At 66.9% G+C, this 16,651-nt stretch carries 15 protein-coding genes and 7 tRNA genes; 6 read left to right on the top strand and 16 right to left on the bottom strand.

Features of this window, described 5'->3' with window-relative positions:
• Positions 1 to 14: 14 nt before the first annotated feature.
• From WS87_RS07530 to tsaB, 4 genes are read right to left on the bottom strand one after another with little or no spacing between them, the layout of a single operon-like run.
• The gene (locus tag WS87_RS07530) at positions 15 to 974 is read right to left on the bottom strand and encodes a DUF1853 family protein (protein ID WP_059817765.1); all 960 of its coding nucleotides are present in this window, start codon (positions 972 to 974) and stop codon (positions 15 to 17) included.
• On the bottom strand, positions 971 to 2,017 hold the full coding sequence (locus WS87_RS07525; RefSeq protein WP_059817767.1) for a uracil-DNA glycosylase: 1,047 nt from the start codon (positions 2,015 to 2,017) through the stop codon (positions 971 to 973). The genes WS87_RS07530 and WS87_RS07525 overlap by 4 nt, the downstream gene beginning before the upstream one ends.
• Positions 2,004 to 2,504, bottom strand: a complete 501-nt coding sequence (rimI, locus tag WS87_RS07520) for a ribosomal protein S18-alanine N-acetyltransferase (RefSeq protein WP_059529269.1) — start codon at positions 2,502 to 2,504, stop codon at positions 2,004 to 2,006. The genes WS87_RS07525 and rimI overlap by 14 nt, the downstream gene beginning before the upstream one ends.
• Positions 2,501 to 3,268 (bottom strand): tRNA (adenosine(37)-N6)-threonylcarbamoyltransferase complex dimerization subunit type 1 TsaB, encoded by a 768-nt coding sequence (gene tsaB / locus WS87_RS07515; RefSeq protein WP_059817769.1) that lies wholly within the window; start codon positions 3,266 to 3,268, stop codon positions 2,501 to 2,503. The genes rimI and tsaB overlap by 4 nt, the downstream gene beginning before the upstream one ends.
• 147 nt (positions 3,269 to 3,415) lie before the next feature.
• Between tsaB and WS87_RS07510 the strand changes: the two genes are divergently transcribed.
• The 3 genes from WS87_RS07510 (at position 3,416) to aceA (ending at position 7,274) form a co-directional block, all read left to right on the top strand.
• Positions 3,416 to 3,685, top strand: a complete 270-nt coding sequence (locus WS87_RS07510) for an acyl-CoA-binding protein (RefSeq protein ID WP_059529263.1) — start codon at positions 3,416 to 3,418, stop codon at positions 3,683 to 3,685.
• Between the two features lie 359 nt (positions 3,686 to 4,044).
• Positions 4,045 to 5,586 carry a DEAD/DEAH box helicase gene (locus tag WS87_RS07505; RefSeq protein WP_059692009.1) on the top strand — a complete coding sequence of 514 codons (1,542 nt, stop codon included), beginning with the start codon at positions 4,045 to 4,047 and terminating at the stop codon, positions 5,584 to 5,586.
• Positions 5,587 to 5,966: 380 nt separating this feature from the next.
• Positions 5,967 to 7,274, top strand: a complete 1,308-nt coding sequence (gene aceA / locus WS87_RS07500) for an isocitrate lyase (protein WP_059529257.1) — start codon at positions 5,967 to 5,969, stop codon at positions 7,272 to 7,274.
• A 224-nt stretch (positions 7,275 to 7,498) separates the two neighbouring features.
• Here the strand turns inward: aceA and WS87_RS07495 are convergent, their stop codons facing one another.
• Positions 7,499 to 7,933, bottom strand: coding sequence for a universal stress protein (locus WS87_RS07495; RefSeq protein ID WP_057929788.1), 435 nt, complete (start codon positions 7,931 to 7,933; stop codon positions 7,499 to 7,501).
• A gap of 159 nt (positions 7,934 to 8,092) precedes the next feature.
• Complete coding sequence (locus WS87_RS07490) at positions 8,093 to 8,998, bottom strand: LysR family transcriptional regulator (RefSeq protein ID WP_059529255.1); 906 nt, start codon at positions 8,996 to 8,998, stop codon at positions 8,093 to 8,095.
• 153 nt (positions 8,999 to 9,151) lie between these two features.
• Here WS87_RS07490 and WS87_RS07485 point away from each other — a divergent pair, with 153 nt between their 5' ends.
• Together WS87_RS07485 and aceB are read left to right on the top strand one after the other, a co-directional pair.
• Positions 9,152 to 9,913: a haloacid dehalogenase type II gene (locus WS87_RS07485; protein ID WP_059529252.1), complete on the top strand. Its 762-nt coding sequence runs from the start codon at positions 9,152 to 9,154 to the stop codon at positions 9,911 to 9,913.
• 67 nt (positions 9,914 to 9,980) lie between these two features.
• Positions 9,981 to 11,573: a malate synthase A gene (aceB, locus tag WS87_RS07480; RefSeq protein WP_059817928.1), complete on the top strand. Its 1,593-nt coding sequence runs from the start codon at positions 9,981 to 9,983 to the stop codon at positions 11,571 to 11,573.
• A gap of 132 nt (positions 11,574 to 11,705) precedes the next feature.
• Here aceB and WS87_RS07475 read toward each other — a convergent pair whose 3' ends face one another.
• On the bottom strand, positions 11,706 to 12,119 hold the full coding sequence (locus WS87_RS07475; RefSeq protein ID WP_059817771.1) for a gamma-glutamylcyclotransferase family protein: 414 nt from the start codon (positions 12,117 to 12,119) through the stop codon (positions 11,706 to 11,708).
• A gap of 306 nt (positions 12,120 to 12,425) precedes the next feature.
• Between WS87_RS07475 and WS87_RS07470 the strand changes: the two genes are divergently transcribed.
• Positions 12,426 to 13,304: an AraC family transcriptional regulator gene (locus WS87_RS07470; RefSeq protein ID WP_059529248.1), complete on the top strand. Its 879-nt coding sequence runs from the start codon at positions 12,426 to 12,428 to the stop codon at positions 13,302 to 13,304.
• A 38-nt stretch (positions 13,305 to 13,342) separates the two neighbouring features.
• On the opposite strand, the gene WS87_RS34685 is transcribed toward WS87_RS07470, so the two are convergent.
• From WS87_RS34685 to gltX, 9 genes are all read right to left on the bottom strand, one after another.
• Complete coding sequence (locus WS87_RS34685; protein ID WP_415750092.1) at positions 13,343 to 13,714, bottom strand: GNAT family N-acetyltransferase; 372 nt, start codon at positions 13,712 to 13,714, stop codon at positions 13,343 to 13,345.
• A gap of 226 nt (positions 13,715 to 13,940) precedes the next feature.
• Positions 13,941 to 14,017 (bottom strand) — tRNA-Asp (locus WS87_RS07460).
• A 73-nt stretch (positions 14,018 to 14,090) separates the two neighbouring features.
• Positions 14,091 to 14,166, bottom strand: a tRNA-Glu gene (locus WS87_RS07455).
• A 65-nt stretch (positions 14,167 to 14,231) separates the two neighbouring features.
• Positions 14,232 to 14,308, bottom strand: a tRNA-Asp gene (locus tag WS87_RS07450).
• An 82-nt stretch (positions 14,309 to 14,390) separates the two neighbouring features.
• Positions 14,391 to 14,466: transfer RNA gene (locus WS87_RS07445), tRNA-Glu, on the bottom strand.
• Between the two features lie 63 nt (positions 14,467 to 14,529).
• A tRNA-Asp gene (locus WS87_RS07440) sits at positions 14,530 to 14,606 on the bottom strand.
• Between the two features lie 83 nt (positions 14,607 to 14,689).
• Positions 14,690 to 14,765 (bottom strand) — tRNA-Glu (locus WS87_RS07435).
• A gap of 140 nt (positions 14,766 to 14,905) precedes the next feature.
• Positions 14,906 to 14,981 (bottom strand) — tRNA-Ala (locus tag WS87_RS07430).
• A gap of 127 nt (positions 14,982 to 15,108) precedes the next feature.
• Positions 15,109 to 16,518, bottom strand: coding sequence for a glutamate--tRNA ligase (gene gltX / locus WS87_RS07425; protein WP_059702199.1), 1,410 nt, complete (start codon positions 16,516 to 16,518; stop codon positions 15,109 to 15,111).
• Positions 16,519 to 16,651: the final 133 nt, after the last annotated feature.

Below are 16,651 nucleotides of genomic sequence, written 5' to 3'. Positions count from 1 at the left end.
CGGCTGACGCGGCGTCAGTGGTCCTGCGCGGCGAACACCCGCGCACGCGCCGGCCAGTCGTCCGGGACGATGAAGCCGCGTGCCGTCTCCCGCCATACGCCGTCGCGGTCCTGTCGATGCACACCGATCAACGCAGGCGCCTGGCGCGCCGTCAATACGGACGGCAGCGCGAGCGACTGCGCCAGCGCTTCGGGCGCGGCGTCCACCGCCGCCCGCCGCGGCGCGAGCCACGCCAGCCGCGGCAGCACGTTCCACGCCGCTCCACCGGGTTGCGCGGCCGCCCAGGCCGGCCACTGCGCATGCGTGAGCCAGAACCCGCGCGGATGATCGGCCGCGATTTCCGCGGCCACCGGCGGCAGCGGCACGCCGTGCGGATAGAACAGCCAGCCCTTGATGAACATCTGCGCATCGGACGGCGCGCCGTAGCCGAGCAGCGCGAATCCGTGGCGATCGCTCAGCCGCAATTGATGCTCGAGCAACCGGCTGCGCTTGCGGTCGAGGCGGTCGACAAGATTCGGCCCGACGAAATCCGCGAGCGTTGCGTCGCCGTCCACCGGCGCGCACAGATAGCATTTCACCGCGAGTTCCCAGTGCAGGCGCTGCCCGCCCGGCGCATCGACGAGGAAATCGACTTCGCCGAGCGTCTTGCCGTTGCTGCGCAGCGGCAGATTGGCGGCGACGAGCCGCAGCGACGGCCCGTGCGTGAGGAAATACTCGAGCAGGCACTCGGCATAGCGGCCGAGTCGCACGGGCCGCAGCCCGTCGAGTGCGCGGTGCAGCGGCGCCGGCGCGGCATCGAGCGCGACGAGCCACGCTTCGACGGCCACCCGCTCGACCGCGTCCGACCACGGATGCGCGAGCGGCGCGCCGGGCGCCGCGGTGAGCAAGCTCGGGCTCGCGAGAAGCCAGCCCAGATCGCGGACCGCGGCATCGTGCAGCGTATCGACGAACGCGAACGCCGCGCCGCGCGTCATTGTCCGGCCGGCCCGTTCGCGTCGTCACCCTCAGGCCGCTGGAACGTGTCGCGCGCCAGGCACAGGTCGGCCCACGCCTTCGACTTGTCCTGCAGGCTGCGCAGCAGGTACGCCGGGTGATAGGTAACGATCACCGGCACGCCTTCATACGTGTGCACGCGGCCGCGCAGCGAGGCAATGCTCGCGTCCGTCTTCAGCAGCGTCTGCGCGGCGAAACGGCCGAGCGCGACGATCAGCTTCGGCTTCACGAGCGCGACCTGGCGCTGGAGGTACGGCTCGCAGCGCGCGACCTCGTCCGGTTCCGGATTGCGGTTGCCCGGCGGGCGGCACTTGATCACGTTCGCGATGTAGACGTTGTCGCCGCGCTTGAGCGCGAGCGACTGCAGCATGTTGTCGAGCAGCTTGCCGGCCTGGCCGACGAACGGCTCGCCCTGCTTGTCCTCGTTCTCGCCCGGCGCCTCGCCGATCAGCATCCAGTCCGCCTCGCGATCGCCGACACCGAACACGGTATTGGTGCGCTTCTCGCACAGGCGGCAGCTCGTGCAGCCGGCAACGCGGTCGGCCAGCGCATCCCAGTCGAGCATCGCCACCGGGGTTGCGGCGGGACGCGATTCTGCCGGCGGCAGCGGATCGCCGGGCGGCGCCGCGTCGAACCAGGCGAAATCGTCCTCGGTGACGGGCGGCATGTCGTCCGCGGCAGCGGCCGGCGCGGGCGTGGTGGGCGCGCGGTCGTCATCGCTCGCGACACGTGCGGCCGAACCGGCCTCGCCCGCCGGTGCCGCATCGCGTGCGATTGCGCCGACCGGCGGCGTATCGTCACGTGCGAACGCACGCGTCGAAGGCGGCTGCGTGTCGCGAGGCTGTTCCGCGACCGGCCGAGGCGTTGCCGCGACGGTTGCGGCCGCAACGGCGGACACCTCGCCCCCCGCGCCGGACGCAGCCGTCGGCGTAGCGCCCGCTTCATCGCCTTCCGCACGCTGCCCGCGCCGCACCCATATTTGCGCGAGCCCCATTTCCTCGAGCGCTGCTTCAGCCCACGCCATGCGCGTCCCCTTCGTCCTTGTTCAGCGTCAGACGCATCACGATCGCGTCCTCCCGGCTGCGATGCCGCGCCGGATAGTAGTTCTTGCGCCGGCCGATCGTCACGAAACCGAAGCGCTCGTACAGATGGATCGCGCGCGGATTGGACGGCCGCACCTCGAGCAACACGCCGTCGAGCCGTTCGGCGCGCGAGATGCGCACGGCTTCGCGCAGCAGCGCGAGGCCCGCGCCCGACTGCTGGGCCGCCGGGGCGACGCACAAGTTCAGCAGGTGCATCTCGTCGATGACCGGCATCAGCACGCAATAGCCGACGAGCGCGCCCGTCACGTGCCGCAGGCACACGCCGAAATAGCCGTTGCGCAGCGAATCCTCGAAATTGCCGCGGCTCCACGGGAATTCGTACGCGACCTGCTCGATCGCGACGACTTCATCGAGATCGGTATCCGTCATCGGCGACAGATAGCGGTCGCTCAACAATACGCCCGTCATCCTTTCGCTCCGCCCGTCTGCGCGGCGCGGGCCGCAATGCGCTCGGCGGTGGTCTGCGCGACCTTGTCGCGCACGTACTCCGGTGCAGCCTGGTCGGCCGGCACCGTACGGCCGGCGCGGAACGCCCGCAGCGCGGCATGCGCGACCGCCAGCGCATGCGGCAACGCGTCGCCGTCGATCACGGCCGCGGCGGCCGCGGCCGGCAGCTGCGCGCCGAATGCGGCCGCCGCGTTGCCCGCGAGCGTGAACGGCGCGTCGGGCACGCCGACGGCGCCCGGCGCATCGAGCGACGCCGGATGCAACGTTCGCCAGTCGCCTGCCTGGTCGTCCCACGCGAAATCGGCCCAGTACGCTTCGTCCATCCGCGCATCGAGCGCGGCCAGCACGCGCGTCGTGCCGGGCGCGCGCAGTCGCGCATGCTCGGCACACGTGAGCAGCGTGCCGACCGGCACGACCGGCAGCCCCCGCCCGAACGCGAGCCCCTGGGTAATGCCGGTCGCGGTACGCAACCCGGTGAACGAGCCGGGGCCCGCGCCGAACGCGATCGCGTCGCAATCGGCGAACGTGAGGCCCGATTCGGCGAAGAGTTCCTGGATGGCCGGCAGCACGCGCGTGCTCGACACGGCGCCCGTCAGCTCGTGGCGGACCCAGGTTTGCGGGGTGGAAACGGCGTCATCGGCCGAAGCCGAGCGCAGCAGCGCGACCGAGCAGTATTCGGTCGACGTATCGATGGCGAGGAGCACTGTTTGCGTCATGGCCGACATTGTAATGCGGCGCCCCGCTCCCACGGGCGATCGGACCCGATCGCGTTGCGCACGCCGCCCGGCCGGCGGTTTGGAAGGATCGCTCGACCCCGCGCGGCGCGGCGCTTGTTAAGATCGGCCGACTTGAAACCCTTACGGAGACACACGATGAGCGAACTCACCGCCCAATTCGACCAGGCCCAGATCGACGTCAAGCAACTGACCGAGCGACCGGGCAACCTGACGCTGCTGCGCCTGTACGCGCTCTTCAAGCAGGCGACCGACGGCGACGCGCACGGCGACAAGCCCGGCTTCACCGATATCGTCGGCAAGTACAAGTACGACGCATGGGAAGCGCTGAAGGGCACGACCCAGGATGCGGCGAAGCAGCAATACATCGAGCTCGTCGAATCGCTGAAGAACGGCACGGCGTCCTGACCTGCCCCGCCCGCCGCAATAGGCAATCAAATCAGTGGCGCAGCGCAGCAAATATCTTTATAATGCTGGCTGCGTCATCTCCCGCGCTCGGCTCGCAAGCCGTTCCGGCCCGACGCCTCGTAGCGTTAAGCTCCAATCCGGTTTAGAACCTGTCCCCTCCTGCTTCGACCCTCGCGGTCGTCACTTATCAGGCTGGCGGCCCCGCTCCAGAAGCGCGCCGCACCCAAAACAGCTTCTAATGCCTCATCCGCCGACGGTTCGGCGGATTGCACCCGTTTCCCGATTTGCTCGCTGAATCCGACGACTTGGGTATGCGCGATTGGCGCCGACGTTTCACCCACTGTGTTTCAAGGATTGTTATGACTTCGAGCATCAACTCCAGCCCGCTCAACGCGATCGCCGACCAGGCGCTCGGTCTCGAGAACGCCGCCGCACCGGCCGCGGTCGAACCGGCGTCGGACGAGCCTACTTTCGCGTCGCTCGGGTTGTCGCCGGAGATCGTCTCCGCGCTGCAGGCCGCCGGCTACGCCAAGCCGACGCCGGTCCAGCAGCGCGCGATTCCGGCCGGCATCGCCGGCCGTGACCTGCTGGTGTCGAGCCCGACCGGTTCGGGCAAGACGGCCGCATTCATGCTGCCCGCGATCGAACGTTTCGCGCAGCTTCAGAAGACGCAGGCGCAGCAACCGCGTGCGCCGCGTGAACCGAACCAGGGCGACCGCCGTGCGCGCCGCCCGCAACCCGTCGCCCGCCCGGGCCTGCTCGTGCTGACGCCGACCCGTGAACTCGCGATGCAGGTCACCACGGCCGCGTCGACCTACGGCAAGCACCTGAAGCGTCTGCGTACGGTCAGCATCCTCGGCGGCGTCGCCTACGGCCAGCAGCTGATGCTGCTCGCGAAGAACCCCGAGATCCTGGTCGCCACGCCGGGCCGCCTGCTCGACCACCTCGAGCGCGGCCGTATCGACCTGTCCGAACTGAAGATGCTCGTGCTCGACGAAGCCGACCGCATGCTCGACATGGGCTTCATCGACGACATCGAGACGATCGTCGCCGCGACGCCCGAGTCGCGCCAGACGATGCTGTTCTCGGCCACGCTCGACGGCAAGATCGGTTCGCTGACGAGCCGCCTGCTGAAGGATCCGGAGCGCATCGAGATCACGGCGAAGATCGAGTCGCGCGCGAACATCGCGCAGACCGTCCACTACGTCGACGACCGCGATCACAAGGATCGTCTGCTCGATCACCTGCTGCGCGACGACGCGCTCGACCAGGCGATCATCTTCACGGCGACCAAGATCGACGCCGACCAGCTCGCCGGCCGTCTCGCCGACGCCGGCTTCCAGTCGGCCGCGCTGCACGGCGACCTGCCGCAGGGCGCGCGCAACCGCACCATCCGTGCGCTGCGCGAGCGCCGCGTGCGCGTACTGGTCGCAACCGACGTCGCGGCCCGCGGCATCGACATCCCGGGCATCACGCACGTGTTCAACTACGACCTGCCGAAGTTCGCGGAAGACTACGTGCACCGTATTGGCCGTACGGGCCGTGCCGGCCGTTCGGGCACCGCGGTGAGCCTCGTGCACCACGCCGAACAAGGCGCGCTCAAGCGCATCGAGCGCTTCGTGCGTTCGCCGCTGCCGGTCAACGTGATCGAAGGCTTCGAGCCGCGCAAGGCACCCCCGCGCAACGATCGCGGCACCGGCGGCCGCGGCCGTCCGGGCGGCGGTAACGGCGGTCGTCGTTTCGGCGGCAAGCCGGGCGGCGGTCATGGCGGCAACGGCCGCAGCTACGGCGGCGGCAATGGCGGCGGCTGGAGCGGCAAGCCGGGCGGCAGCCGTGATGGCGGCCCGCGTCGCGACGGCCAGCGCAGCGGCGGCCCGCGTCGCAGCAATTCGGCGTCGTAAGCACGCCCGGGCGGCCCCGCGCCGCCCCGCCCATCCGGCAGACCGGCGCACCCGCGCCGGTTTTTTTTCGTCCCGCGCTGATTTCACGATACGGAAAATTTTTTTGAGTCGTAAAAAATCATGCTGCGCGGCACAACCTTACAATTGCGAGATGGGAAAAATCGTTTCCCATTGCGAAACAGAATGCACAACACATTGATTAATAACGATTAAAAAAATCAAAACTTCCTGAGCCACCCCCTGTTTTGCTCCGATCGGCTTGCCTAAACTCTTATACAAGACTTCCCGAAAACGGCGCACACCCTGCCCCCGTTTCGAGAACGGCATCAGTACCGACCGATTCGACCGATCTGGCAACACATCGCATCAAGGAGCTCATCATGTCGCGACAGCAACAGGCACAGGAACTGCAAAAGCAATGGGAAACCGATCCGCGCTGGAAGGGTATCAAGCGCAGCTACACGGCTGAGGACGTGGTTCGCCTGCGCGGCTCGATCGTCGTCGAGCACACGCTGGCCAAGCGCGGCGCGGAAAAGCTGTGGAGCCTCATCAACGAAGAGCCGTTCGTCAACGCACTCGGCGCGCTGACCGGCAATCAGGCGATGCAGCAGGTGAAGGCCGGCCTCAAGGCAATCTACCTGTCCGGCTGGCAGGTGGCCGGCGACGCGAACGTGGCGGGCGAAATGTACCCGGACCAGTCGCTGTACCCGGCGAACTCGGTGCCGCTCGTCGTCAAGCGCATCAACAACACGCTCACGCGTGCCGACCAGATCCAGTGGTCCGAAGGCAAGAACCCGGGCGACGAAGGCTACGTCGACTTCTTCGCGCCGATCGTTGCCGATGCGGAAGCCGGCTTCGGCGGCGTGCTGAACGCGTTCGAACTGATGAAGGCGATGATCGAGGCAGGCGCATCGGGCGTCCACTTCGAGGACCAGCTCGCGTCGGTGAAGAAGTGCGGCCACATGGGCGGCAAGGTGCTCGTGCCGACGCGCGAAGCGGTCGCGAAACTGTCGGCGGCGCGTCTGGCGGCCGACGTGATGGGCACGCCGACCGTGCTGGTCGCGCGGACCGACGCCGAAGCGGCGGACCTGATCACATCCGACATCGACGACAACGACAAGCCGTTCCTCACGGGCGAGCGCACGGTCGAAGGCTTCTTCCGGACGAAGCCGGGCATTGGGCAGGCGATCTCGCGCGGCCTCGCCTATGCGCCGTACGCCGATCTCGTCTGGTGCGAAACGGGCAAGCCGGATCTCGAGTACGCGAAGAAATTCGCCGAAGCGATCCACAAGCAGTTCCCGGGCAAGATGCTGTCGTACAACTGTTCGCCGTCGTTCAACTGGAAGAAGAACCTCGACGACGCGACGATCGCGAAGTTCCAGAAGGAGCTCGGCGCGATGGGCTACAAGTTCCAGTTCATCACGCTGGCCGGCTTCCATGCGCTGAACTACTCGATGTTCAACCTCGCGCACGGCTATGCCCGCACGCAGATGAGCGCGTTCGTCGAACTGCAGCAGGCCGAGTTCGCGGCGGCGGACAAGGGCTTCACGGCCGTCAAGCACCAGCGCGAAGTCGGCACCGGCTACTTCGACGCGGTCACGCAGACGGTCGAGCGTGAAGCCTCGACGACCGCGCTGCACGGCTCGACCGAAGACGAACAGTTCTTCGACGGCAAGAAGGTCGCATAACACGTGAAAGCAAGCGTCACGCCGATGCCCGCCCGTCCTGCGACGGCGCGGCATCGGCGGCATGGGACAACAATCAGGGAGGAGACGGCTGGCGCGCGGTGACCCGTGCGACCCGCCGCGCGGCCTGCGGCCGCCAGCAACGACGCGCGCCGGCTTCGTCCGGCGCGCTTTTTTTCAGCGGCGCTGCCGTGCCGCCGCCCGCGCGGCCCTACACGGCGCCGCGGCTACCGATAGACGATCACCGGAATTTTCGTATGGGTCAGCACGCGCTGCGTTTCGCTGCCGATCAGCAGACTGCCGAGCCCGCGGCGTCCGTGCGACGCCATGAAGATCACGTCGCAGCCACCGCGTTCGGCTGCCTCGATGATGCCGAGGTACGGCGACGGATGCACGCTGGTCCAGCTGTCGCAGACGACGCCGGCCGCCTTCGCGGCCGCCTGCACGTCGTCCAGGTGCGCGCGCGCCTCGCGCTCGCTCCGCGCCCGGAAATCGGCGGGCGGTTCGATGATCACTTCGGAAAACGGCGAGTATGGATACTGCGGCAGGCACGCATACGCCGTGACCTGCGCGCCGACCGCGCGCGCCAGGTCGATCGCGCCGTCGATCGCCTTCTGCGACAGCTCGGAACCGTCGGTTGGAACGAGGATGTGCCGGAACATCGCGCCCTCCTGCGTCAGACGCACCGCGCGCGCCGCGACCCCATGCGGGCCGACCCCGGCGCGTCGCGCATGCCAGTTTCGATTGTAGTGCGCGAAACCGGGCGACCGGCGCCGGCAGCGGGTTCGCCCTCATATCGGAAACGCGCGGGCGGGCGCGCCCTACTCGCCCCAATACCCGGGCCGCTCGTACGTATGTTTCAGGTAATCGAGAAACAGGCGCACGCGCAGCGGCAGGTGGCGGCGCTGCGGAAATACCGCGTGGATGCCGATCGGCGGCGCCGCGAACGCATCGAGCACGCTGACGAGGCGCCCGGCCGCGATGTCGTCGCCGACCTCCCACCACGAGCGCCATGCCAGGCCGTACCCGGCGAGGCACCACTCGTGCAGCACCGCGCCGTCCGAGCATTCCATCGTGCCGTTTACGCGAATCGACACGACCTTGTCGTCCTCCTGGAACGCCCAGCCGCGCTGCTGGTTCGCGTTCGCGGCAAGCGCGAGGCAGTTGTGGCGCGCGAGTTCGGCGAGCGTGGCCGGCGTGCCGCGCCGCGCGAGATACGCGGGAGACGCGACGCACACGCGCCGGTTCTCGCCGAGCTTCAGCGACACCAGCGACGAATCGGGCAGCTCGCCGAGCCGCACCGCGCAATCGAACCCTTCGTTGACCAGATCGACCATCCGGTCGGACAGGTCGAGCGTGACCGACACGTCCGGATGCGCGCCGCTGAATTCGGGCACGAGCGGCGCGACGTGGCGCCGGCCGAAGCCGGCCGGCGCGGAAATGCGCAGGTGACCGCTCGCCTTCACGCCGCCGGCGGACACGCTCGCCTCCGCGTTCTGCATGTCGTTGATGATCCGCTGGCAATCCTCGAGGAAGGCCGAACCCTCGAAGGTCAGCGTGAGCTTGCGCGTCGTGCGCACCAGCAGCTTGACGCCGAGCCGCTCCTCGAGCGCGTCGAGGCGGCGGCCGATGATCGCCGGCGCGACGCCTTCCGCGTGCGCGGCCGCCGACAGGCTGCCCTTCGCCGCGACCGCGGCGAACGTTTCGATCTGTTTGAACCGGTCCATGACTCGCCAGGGCGGCGCTCCCGCCCTCCAAATAGCTTGAGCGGTCAAGATTATGTATATGAAAGTAAAAGATCAAGTGATGATTAGCGTCTTTTTTAGCACCTGTTATCACGAATAGAATCGACCCGACCTCTGAAACTGGAGCGCAAGGCTATGTCGGCCACAACGACACTCTCCTCTCCCGACGCAATCCTCTTCGACGCATTCGGCACGTTGTTCGACGTGCATGCGGTCGTGGCCGCGGCAGAGCAGATGTTTCCCGGTCACGGGGAGCGGTTGTCGCAGCTGTGGCGACGCAAGCAAATCGAATACTCGCAGTTGCGCACGCTCGCCGATCCGTCCGGCGCCCGCTATCGGCCGTTCCGCGACATCACGCTGGACGCGCTGCGGTTCGCCGCGCGCCTGCTCGGCCTCGCGCTCAACAGCGCGGCCGAAAAGCGGCTGATGGACGAATACGCGTGCCTGTCCACCTATCCCGACACGGTGCCCGCGCTGCGCAAGCTGCGCGCGCTCGAACCGCGCCCGCCGCTCGCGATCCTGTCGAACGGCAACCCGGAGATGCTCGACATCGCGATCAAGAGCGCCGGCATGACCGGCCTGTTCGATCGTGTGCTATCGGCCGACGCGGTGCGCGCGTACAAGCCGAGCCCGGTCGCGTACGCGCTCGGCACCGCCGCGTTCGGCGCGAATCCGCGCGACATCGTGTTCGTGTCGTCGAACGCCTGGGACGTCGCGGGCGCCGCCTGGTTCGGCTACACGACGTTCTGGCTCAACCGCACGGGCGCGCCCGCCGAGGAACTCGGCGCGCCGCCCGACGGCACCGGCAGCGGCATGGCCGACCTGCTCGCATTCCTCGCCACCCCGGCTCCGTCCGGCAGACCCGCGAACCGCGCGCGCCCCGGCCCGGGCGCATGACGTTCGCAGCGCTGCCGTCCTCCCCCTTCACCGAAACCGCAACTGACCGACCAAGGAGATGAGACTCATGAGCACCCCGATCACGCTGCCGCAAGGCATGGCGATCACCGGCGAAATCAAGCCGGGTTACGAAGCGATTCTGACGCCTGAAGCGCTCGCACTCGTCGCGGCGCTGCACCGCGCGTTCGAGCCGCGCCGCCAGGCACTGCTGCAGGCCCGCGTCGACCGCACCAAGCGCCTCGACGCCGGCGAACGCCCCGATTTCCTGGCCGATACGAAGGCGATCCGCGAAGGCGACTGGAAGGTCGCGCCGCTGCCGGCCGACCTGCAATGCCGCCGCGTCGAGATCACCGGCCCCGTCGAGCGCAAGATGATCATCAACGCGCTGAACTCCGGCGCCGATTCGTACATGACGGACTTCGAGGATTCGAACGCGCCGAACTGGACGAACCAGATCGACGGCCAGATCAACCTGAAGGACGCCGTGCGCCGCACGATTTCGCTCGAGCAGAACGGCAAGTCGTACCGGCTGAACGACAAGGTCGCGACGCTGATCGTGCGTCCGCGCGGCTGGCACCTCGACGAGAAGCACGTGACGGTCGACGGCCAGCGCGTGTCCGGCGGCATCTTCGATTTCGCGCTGTTCCTGTTCCACAACGCGAAGGAACTGATCGCGCGCGGCTCGGGCCCGTACTTCTACCTGCCGAAGATGGAAAGCCATCTCGAGGCGCGCCTGTGGAACGACATCTTCGTCGCCGCACAGGAGGCAGTCGGCGTGCCGCGCGGCACGATCCGCGCGACGGTGCTGATCGAGACGATCCTCGCGGCGTTCGAGATGGACGAGATCCTGTACGAACTGCGCGAACACAGCTCGGGTCTGAACGCCGGCCGCTGGGACTACATCTTCTCGGCGATCAAGAAGTTCAAGAACGACCGCGACTTCTGCCTGGCCGACCGCTCGAAGATCACGATGACGGTGCCGTTCATGCGCGCATACGCGCTGCTGCTGCTGAAGACCTGCCACAAGCGCAACGCGCCGGCGATCGGCGGGATGAGCGCGCTGATTCCGATCAAGAACGATCCGGAAGCGAACGACAAGGCGATGGGCGGCGTGCGGTCGGACAAGCAGCGCGACGCGACCGACGGCTACGACGGCGGCTGGGTCGCGCACCCGGGCCTCGTGCCGATCGCGATGGAAGAATTCGTCAAGGTGCTCGGCGACAAGCCGAACCAGATCGCGAAGCAGCGCGACGACGTCCAGATCGAAGGGAAGAACCTGCTCGACTTCCAGCCCGAAGCGCCGATCACCGAAGCCGGCCTGCGCAACAACATCAACGTCGGCATCCATTATCTCGGCGCCTGGCTCGACGGCAACGGCTGCGTGCCGATCCACAACCTGATGGAAGACGCGGCGACCGCCGAGATTTCCCGCTCGCAGGTGTGGCAGTGGATCCGCTCGCCGAAGGGCGTGCTCGACGACGGCCGCAAGGTCACCGCCGAGCTCGTACGCGAATTCGCGAAGGTCGAGCTTGAGAACGTGAAGCGTTCGGTCGGCGGCAACACGCAGCCGTACGAGCGTGCCGCGGCGATCTTCGAACAGATGTCGACGTCGGAAGGCTTCACCGAATTCCTGACGCTGCCGCTGTACGAGGAAATCTGACGACGCCGACCGGGTCGACCTGCTCGCCCCGTCCTGCCCGCCGGTCGCGCGACGCGCGACACGGCGGCATGAAAAAAGCGCCCCGCGGGGCGCTTTTTCTTTTTGCCGTGCAGTCGTTCGCCGCACGGACGCTCAGGCGGCTTCCCGCTCGCGCCGGTGCTGAACCCAGTCGCCCGACACAATGCGCGGACGGTCGGCTGCCGCATGCGCCGCGACCGGATAGTAGACGCACGCATACGTACGGCCGCCGAGCTCGACGGTCACCGGCTCCTGCCGGAACAGCGTGTCGACGCCCGGATAGACGCGCTCGATCTCGTCGAGCACGGGCACCAGTTGTTCGTCGATCTCGTAGACGTCGCCCCATACGAGCGACTGGCCGGCCGGCCCGGCGACCATGCCCGGATACGTGCCGAAATCGTACAGTTCGCCCGGCAGCGCGGCCGCACCGAGCAGCGTCGGCGCGGCGATCCCGTGCCGCGCGGCCGCATGGCCGATGTCGTTGGCTTCTCCCGCTCTCAACGTGCCGTAGACGAATACGTAGCGCATTGTGGTTCTCCTCTTTGATTCAGGTGTTGCCGTGCCGGGCCGTCGCGGCCGCGCCGCGGGCGCCGGCGTCGCCGGGGCGCCGCTCTCACGAGGACGCGCCCGCATCGATAGACCGCGCCGGCGGCCCGATGGTTCTTTCGGCATGACGCGGCGCGCTCGTCCTGAACCCGGCTGCGTGGGCCGGAACGCGTGCGGCCCCATACAAAGTTCATTTGAACGGTGCATTATCGGCCGAAAAACCGCCGCATGCGTCTGCGCGGCGCCTTCTAAAATAACGGCATCGCCGCCGCGCCGACCGAATCGCCCATGAATCCGCCTGCCCAAGCCGACGCATCGAATCCCTACGACGTCATCGACATCCCGCCCGAGTTCGCGCCGACCCGCGTCCACCCGATGCGCGTCCGGGCGCGGCAGGTGGATGCCGGCCGCCGGATCCCGCTGCACACGCACGCGTGGGCGCAGCTTGCGTATGCGTCGCGCGGCGTGCTGCGCGTCGCGACGACCGGAACGACCTGGATGGTGCCGCCCTCCCGCGCGATCTGGGTGCCGCCGCACGTCACGCACGAGGTCGTGATCGTCGAGGAAGCGTACTTGCGCACGCTGTATATCGACGAGTCGGTCGTGCCGGACGGGCTCGACGCGTGCCGGGTCGTCGAGGTGACGGGCTTGCTGCGCGAACTGATCGTCGCACTCGATGCGCGCGACCTGAGCGGCGAGCGCGAACGGCTGCTGTGCGGGCTCGTGCTCGACGAATTGAGCCGCGCCGAACCGCTGCCGCTCGCGGTGCCGATGCCCGACGAGAAGCGGCTGCGCTTGCTGTGCGAGTCGGTGCTCGCACAACCCGCGCACGCGGAATCGCTCGAACACTGGGCGAGTGAGGTCGGCGCCAGCACGCGCACGATTTCGCGGCTGTTCAAGCAGGAACTGGGCGTGAGTTTTTCACAGTGGCGGCAGCAGGCGCTGCTCGCGCGCGCGATTCCGCTGTTGAACCAGGGGCGTCCGCTATCGCATATCGCGCGCGAACTCGGCTACCAGAGCCAGAGCGCGTTTTCGGCGATGTTCCGGCGCGCGTTCGGCGAAAGTCCACGCGCATTCATGCTGCGAGGCTACGAGCATCGCGGCGCGGAAGACGACATCGCCACCAGCGACATCCCCGACGATGACGCGATCGGCACCGCACGCTGACGTCGCCATGTTGCCTGCGGCATTGTGCCGTTACGCGTTCAGACCGCGCGCACCATATGGCGGATCGATCCGAGCTGTGCCAGCCTCGGCCCGGTAACGCGGTACCCCATGCGCTGGTATAGCTTCGCGGCCGGATTGTCGACGAACACGCGCAGCTGCAGTTCGTGCAGCCCGCGGGCGCGCGCCCAGCGATGCGACATGTCGAGCAGGTAGGTGCCTGCACCCTGCCCGCGATGGCCCGCTGCGATCTGCACGTCGCGGATGTGCAGCGAATCGCCCTCCTCGGTCACGCGCAGCACGCCGATGCGTTCGCCGTCGGCTTCCAGGATGAAGTTTTCGGATTCGCGCCAGCTTGCATAGAACAGGTCGCTGCGCCAGACGAGCCCATGGCGCTTGTAATAGCCGCCCATGTTGCCGTGCGTGAGCGCCTCGGCAAAGGGAAAATCGCCAGGCTCCGCTGGCCGGAGCTGATACAGCAATCGCAGGTCGGTCGGATCGAGCATCGCGCGGGGGTCAAGTACGCATCCCGCAAAGATAGCGCAGTCGCGGGCGGATGCAATCGCGAATTTCTCGTAGCGACACGCGGACCGGCAATGCAAACGAAAAAGCCCGCACGAGGCGGGCTTCTTCATTTTTTGGCGGAGCGGACGGGACTCGAACCCGCGACCCCCGGCGTGACAGGCCGGTATTCTAACCGACTGAACTACCGCTCCAGTCTTGCTTCTTGCCTGGCAGGCGTCGGTTACTTCCTGCCGGCGCATCGTTTGTTCGAACGACGCCGAAATCTGGCGTCCCCTAGGGGATTCGAACCCCTGTACTCACCGTGAAAGGGTGATGTCCTAGGCCTCTAGACGAAGGGGACAACGTACTGCTTACATCTTTAATGCAAAAGCCCGTTCAAAACGTTCATTTGAACGGGCCTTGTTCTGGCGGAGCGGACGGGGCTCGAACCCGCGACCCCCGGCGTGACAGGCCGGTATTCTAACCAACTGAACTACCGCTCCAGCTTTCTTCACTCTCACCCGCAGGACCTCGTTCACGCCCTGCAAGCGTTGCGACACTTCTACTATGAAACGCCGCTGAATCTGGCGTCCCCTAGGGGATTCGAACCCCTGTACTCACCGTGAAAGGGTGATGTCCTAGGCCTCTAGACGAAGGGGACAACGTACTGCTTACATCTTTAATACAAAAGCCCGCTCAAAAACGTCTTGAACGGGCTTCGTTCTGGCGGAGCGGACGGGACTCGAACCCGCGACCCCCGGCGTGACAGGCCGGTATTCTAACCGACTGAACTACCGCTCCAACTTTCTGCACCGTTACCTGCAGGACGTCGGTTACGTTCCTGCAAGCCTCGCGACACTTCTACTACGAAACGCCGCTGAATCTGGCGTCCCCTAGGGGATTCGAACCCCTGTACTCACCGTGAAAGGGTGATGTCCTAGGCCTCTAGACGAAGGGGACATAATCTTTTCAGATCTGTCTGACTTTCGCTATTCATTCACCATCAACAGCGAAGGCCGAAATTCTAACTGCTTTAAATCATTTTGTGAAGCATTTATTACTACCACCACTGCTTCGCAAATCAATCTATTCTGCTCTGATGGTGGAGGTAAGCGGGATCGAACCGCTGACCTCTTGCATGCCATGCAAGCGCTCTCCCAGCTGAGCTATACCCCCTTGCAGAACAGAAGTGAGATTATATGGACCGAATTTGAACTTGTAAATACCCTTTTTGCGATTCGAGCGAAATTTTTTGCGAAGCCGCTGCGGCATCACGCACGGGCGGCTTCGCCCCGCCCCAACCTCAGGCCAGCGCACCCTCGATACGCGACACCACGACGTCGCGACCGAACAGCACGAGCACCGCATCGATCGACGGCGTATGCGTCGTGCCCGCCACCAGCAGGCGCACCGGCATCGCAAGCTGTGGCATCTTCAGCTTGTGCGCGCCGAGCGTCGCCTTCAACGCGGCGGACACCGCTTCCTTCGTCCAGTCGGCCGCCTTCAGCGCGGCGACGAGGTCGGCCAGCGCCGGGCGCACCGCGTCGGTCACGTGCTGCGCGAGCGCGTCGGCGTCCGGCGCCGGCACGCGGTAGAACATCGCGGCGCCTTCGGCGATCTCCTTGACCGTCGTCGCGCGGTCCTTCATCAGGCCGACCACCGCGTCGAGCGCCGGGCCCGTCGCGATCGCCGCGTCGTCGATGCCGAGCGCGTCGAGGAACGGTTTCGCCAGCGCGGCGAGGCGCGCGTTGTCCGCTTCCTTGATGTAATGGGCGTTCAGCCAGCTCAGCTTGCTGTGATCGTATTGCGCGGGCGACTTGCCGAGATGCTCGAGGTCGAACCATTCGACGAACTGCTCGCGCGAGAAGATTTCGGCGTCGCCGTGCGACCAGCCGAGACGCGCGAGGTAGTTGACGACGGCCTCCGGCAGGAAGCCCGCGTCACGGTACGCCATCACGCTCATCGCGCCATGCCGCTTGCTCATCTTCTCGCCCTGCTCGTTCAACACGGTCGGCAGGTGCGCGTAGACGGGCGGCTCGCCGCCGAGCGCGCGCAGGATGTTGATCTGGCGCGGCGTGTTGTTCACGTGGTCGTCGCCGCGGATCACGTGCGTGATGTTCATGTCCATGTCGTCCACGACCACGCAGAAGTTGTAGATCGGCGTGCCGTCCGGACGCGCGATCACGAGGTCGTCGAGTTCCTCGTTCGAGATCTCGACGCGGCCCTTCACTGCGTCGTCCCACACGACCGTGCCGGTCAACGGGTTGCGGAACCGCAGCACGGGCTTCACACCGGCCGGCGGCTCGGGCAGGACCTTGCCCGGCTCCGGACGCCACGTGCCGTCATAGCGCGGCTTGAGGCCGGCCTCGCGCTGGCGTTCGCGCAACGCGTCGAGTTCCTCGGCCGACATGTAGCACGGGTACGCGAGCCCCTGCTCGAGCATCTGCGCGAGCACCGCGCGATAGCGGTCCATCCGCTGCATCTGGTAGATCGGGCCTTCGTCGAAATCCAGGCCGAGCCACTGCATCCCTTCGAGGATCGCGTCGACGGCTTCCTGCGACGAGCGCTCGACGTCGGTATCCTCGATACGCAGCACGAACGTGCCTTTCATCTTGCGCGCGAACGCCCACGGATAGAGCGCGGAGCGGATGTTGCCGAGGTGGATGAAGCCGGTGGGACTCGGCGCGAAGCGGGTACGGACAGGACGGGTCATAAACGGTAACTCGAACGCCTGGGGCGCATGATTGATTCGACGCGGGATCGACGGCGACAGCCCGGACAGCAATGGGGCCGGCCGCGCCCGGAACGGGAAAGAAGCCGGAATTATACTCGCGCCGGTCTTCGCG

The organism is Burkholderia sp. MSMB0856 (genome assembly GCF_001524645.2).
GTDB classification, from domain to species: Bacteria; Pseudomonadota; Gammaproteobacteria; order Burkholderiales; family Burkholderiaceae; genus Burkholderia; species Burkholderia diffusa.
Note: the sequence above shows the minus strand (reverse complement) of the source record. Positions and strands in the feature narration are given on the sequence as shown.

What these genes read in the sequence shown, in the direction of transcription:
- gltX (WP_059702199.1), bottom strand. Translation starts at nt 16,518, where the DNA reads ATGACCCGTCCTGTCCGTACCCGCTTCGCGCCGAGTCCCACCGGCTTC.
- WS87_RS07490 (WP_059529255.1), bottom strand. Translation starts at nt 8,998, where the DNA reads ATGGACCGGTTCAAACAGATCGAAACGTTCGCCGCGGTCGCGGCGAAG.
- aceB (WP_059817928.1), top strand. Translation starts at nt 9,981, where the DNA reads ATGAGCACCCCGATCACGCTGCCGCAAGGCATGGCGATCACCGGCGAA.
- WS87_RS34685 (WP_415750092.1), bottom strand. Translation starts at nt 13,714, where the DNA reads ATGGGCGGCTATTACAAGCGCCATGGGCTCGTCTGGCGCAGCGACCTG.
- WS87_RS07475 (WP_059817771.1), bottom strand. Translation starts at nt 12,119, where the DNA reads ATGCGCTACGTATTCGTCTACGGCACGTTGAGAGCGGGAGAAGCCAAC.
- WS87_RS07530 (WP_059817765.1), bottom strand. Translation starts at nt 974, where the DNA reads ATGACGCGCGGCGCGGCGTTCGCGTTCGTCGATACGCTGCACGATGCC.
- WS87_RS07510 (WP_059529263.1), top strand. Translation starts at nt 3,416, where the DNA reads ATGAGCGAACTCACCGCCCAATTCGACCAGGCCCAGATCGACGTCAAG.
- WS87_RS07495 (WP_057929788.1), bottom strand. Translation starts at nt 7,933, where the DNA reads ATGTTCCGGCACATCCTCGTTCCAACCGACGGTTCCGAGCTGTCGCAG.
- rimI (WP_059529269.1), bottom strand. Translation starts at nt 2,504, where the DNA reads ATGACGGGCGTATTGTTGAGCGACCGCTATCTGTCGCCGATGACGGAT.
- WS87_RS07525 (WP_059817767.1), bottom strand. Translation starts at nt 2,017, where the DNA reads ATGGCGTGGGCTGAAGCAGCGCTCGAGGAAATGGGGCTCGCGCAAATA.
- WS87_RS07505 (WP_059692009.1), top strand. Translation starts at nt 4,045, where the DNA reads ATGACTTCGAGCATCAACTCCAGCCCGCTCAACGCGATCGCCGACCAG.
- aceA (WP_059529257.1), top strand. Translation starts at nt 5,967, where the DNA reads ATGTCGCGACAGCAACAGGCACAGGAACTGCAAAAGCAATGGGAAACC.
- tsaB (WP_059817769.1), bottom strand. Translation starts at nt 3,268, where the DNA reads ATGTCGGCCATGACGCAAACAGTGCTCCTCGCCATCGATACGTCGACC.
- WS87_RS07470 (WP_059529248.1), top strand. Translation starts at nt 12,426, where the DNA reads ATGAATCCGCCTGCCCAAGCCGACGCATCGAATCCCTACGACGTCATC.
- WS87_RS07485 (WP_059529252.1), top strand. Translation starts at nt 9,152, where the DNA reads ATGTCGGCCACAACGACACTCTCCTCTCCCGACGCAATCCTCTTCGAC.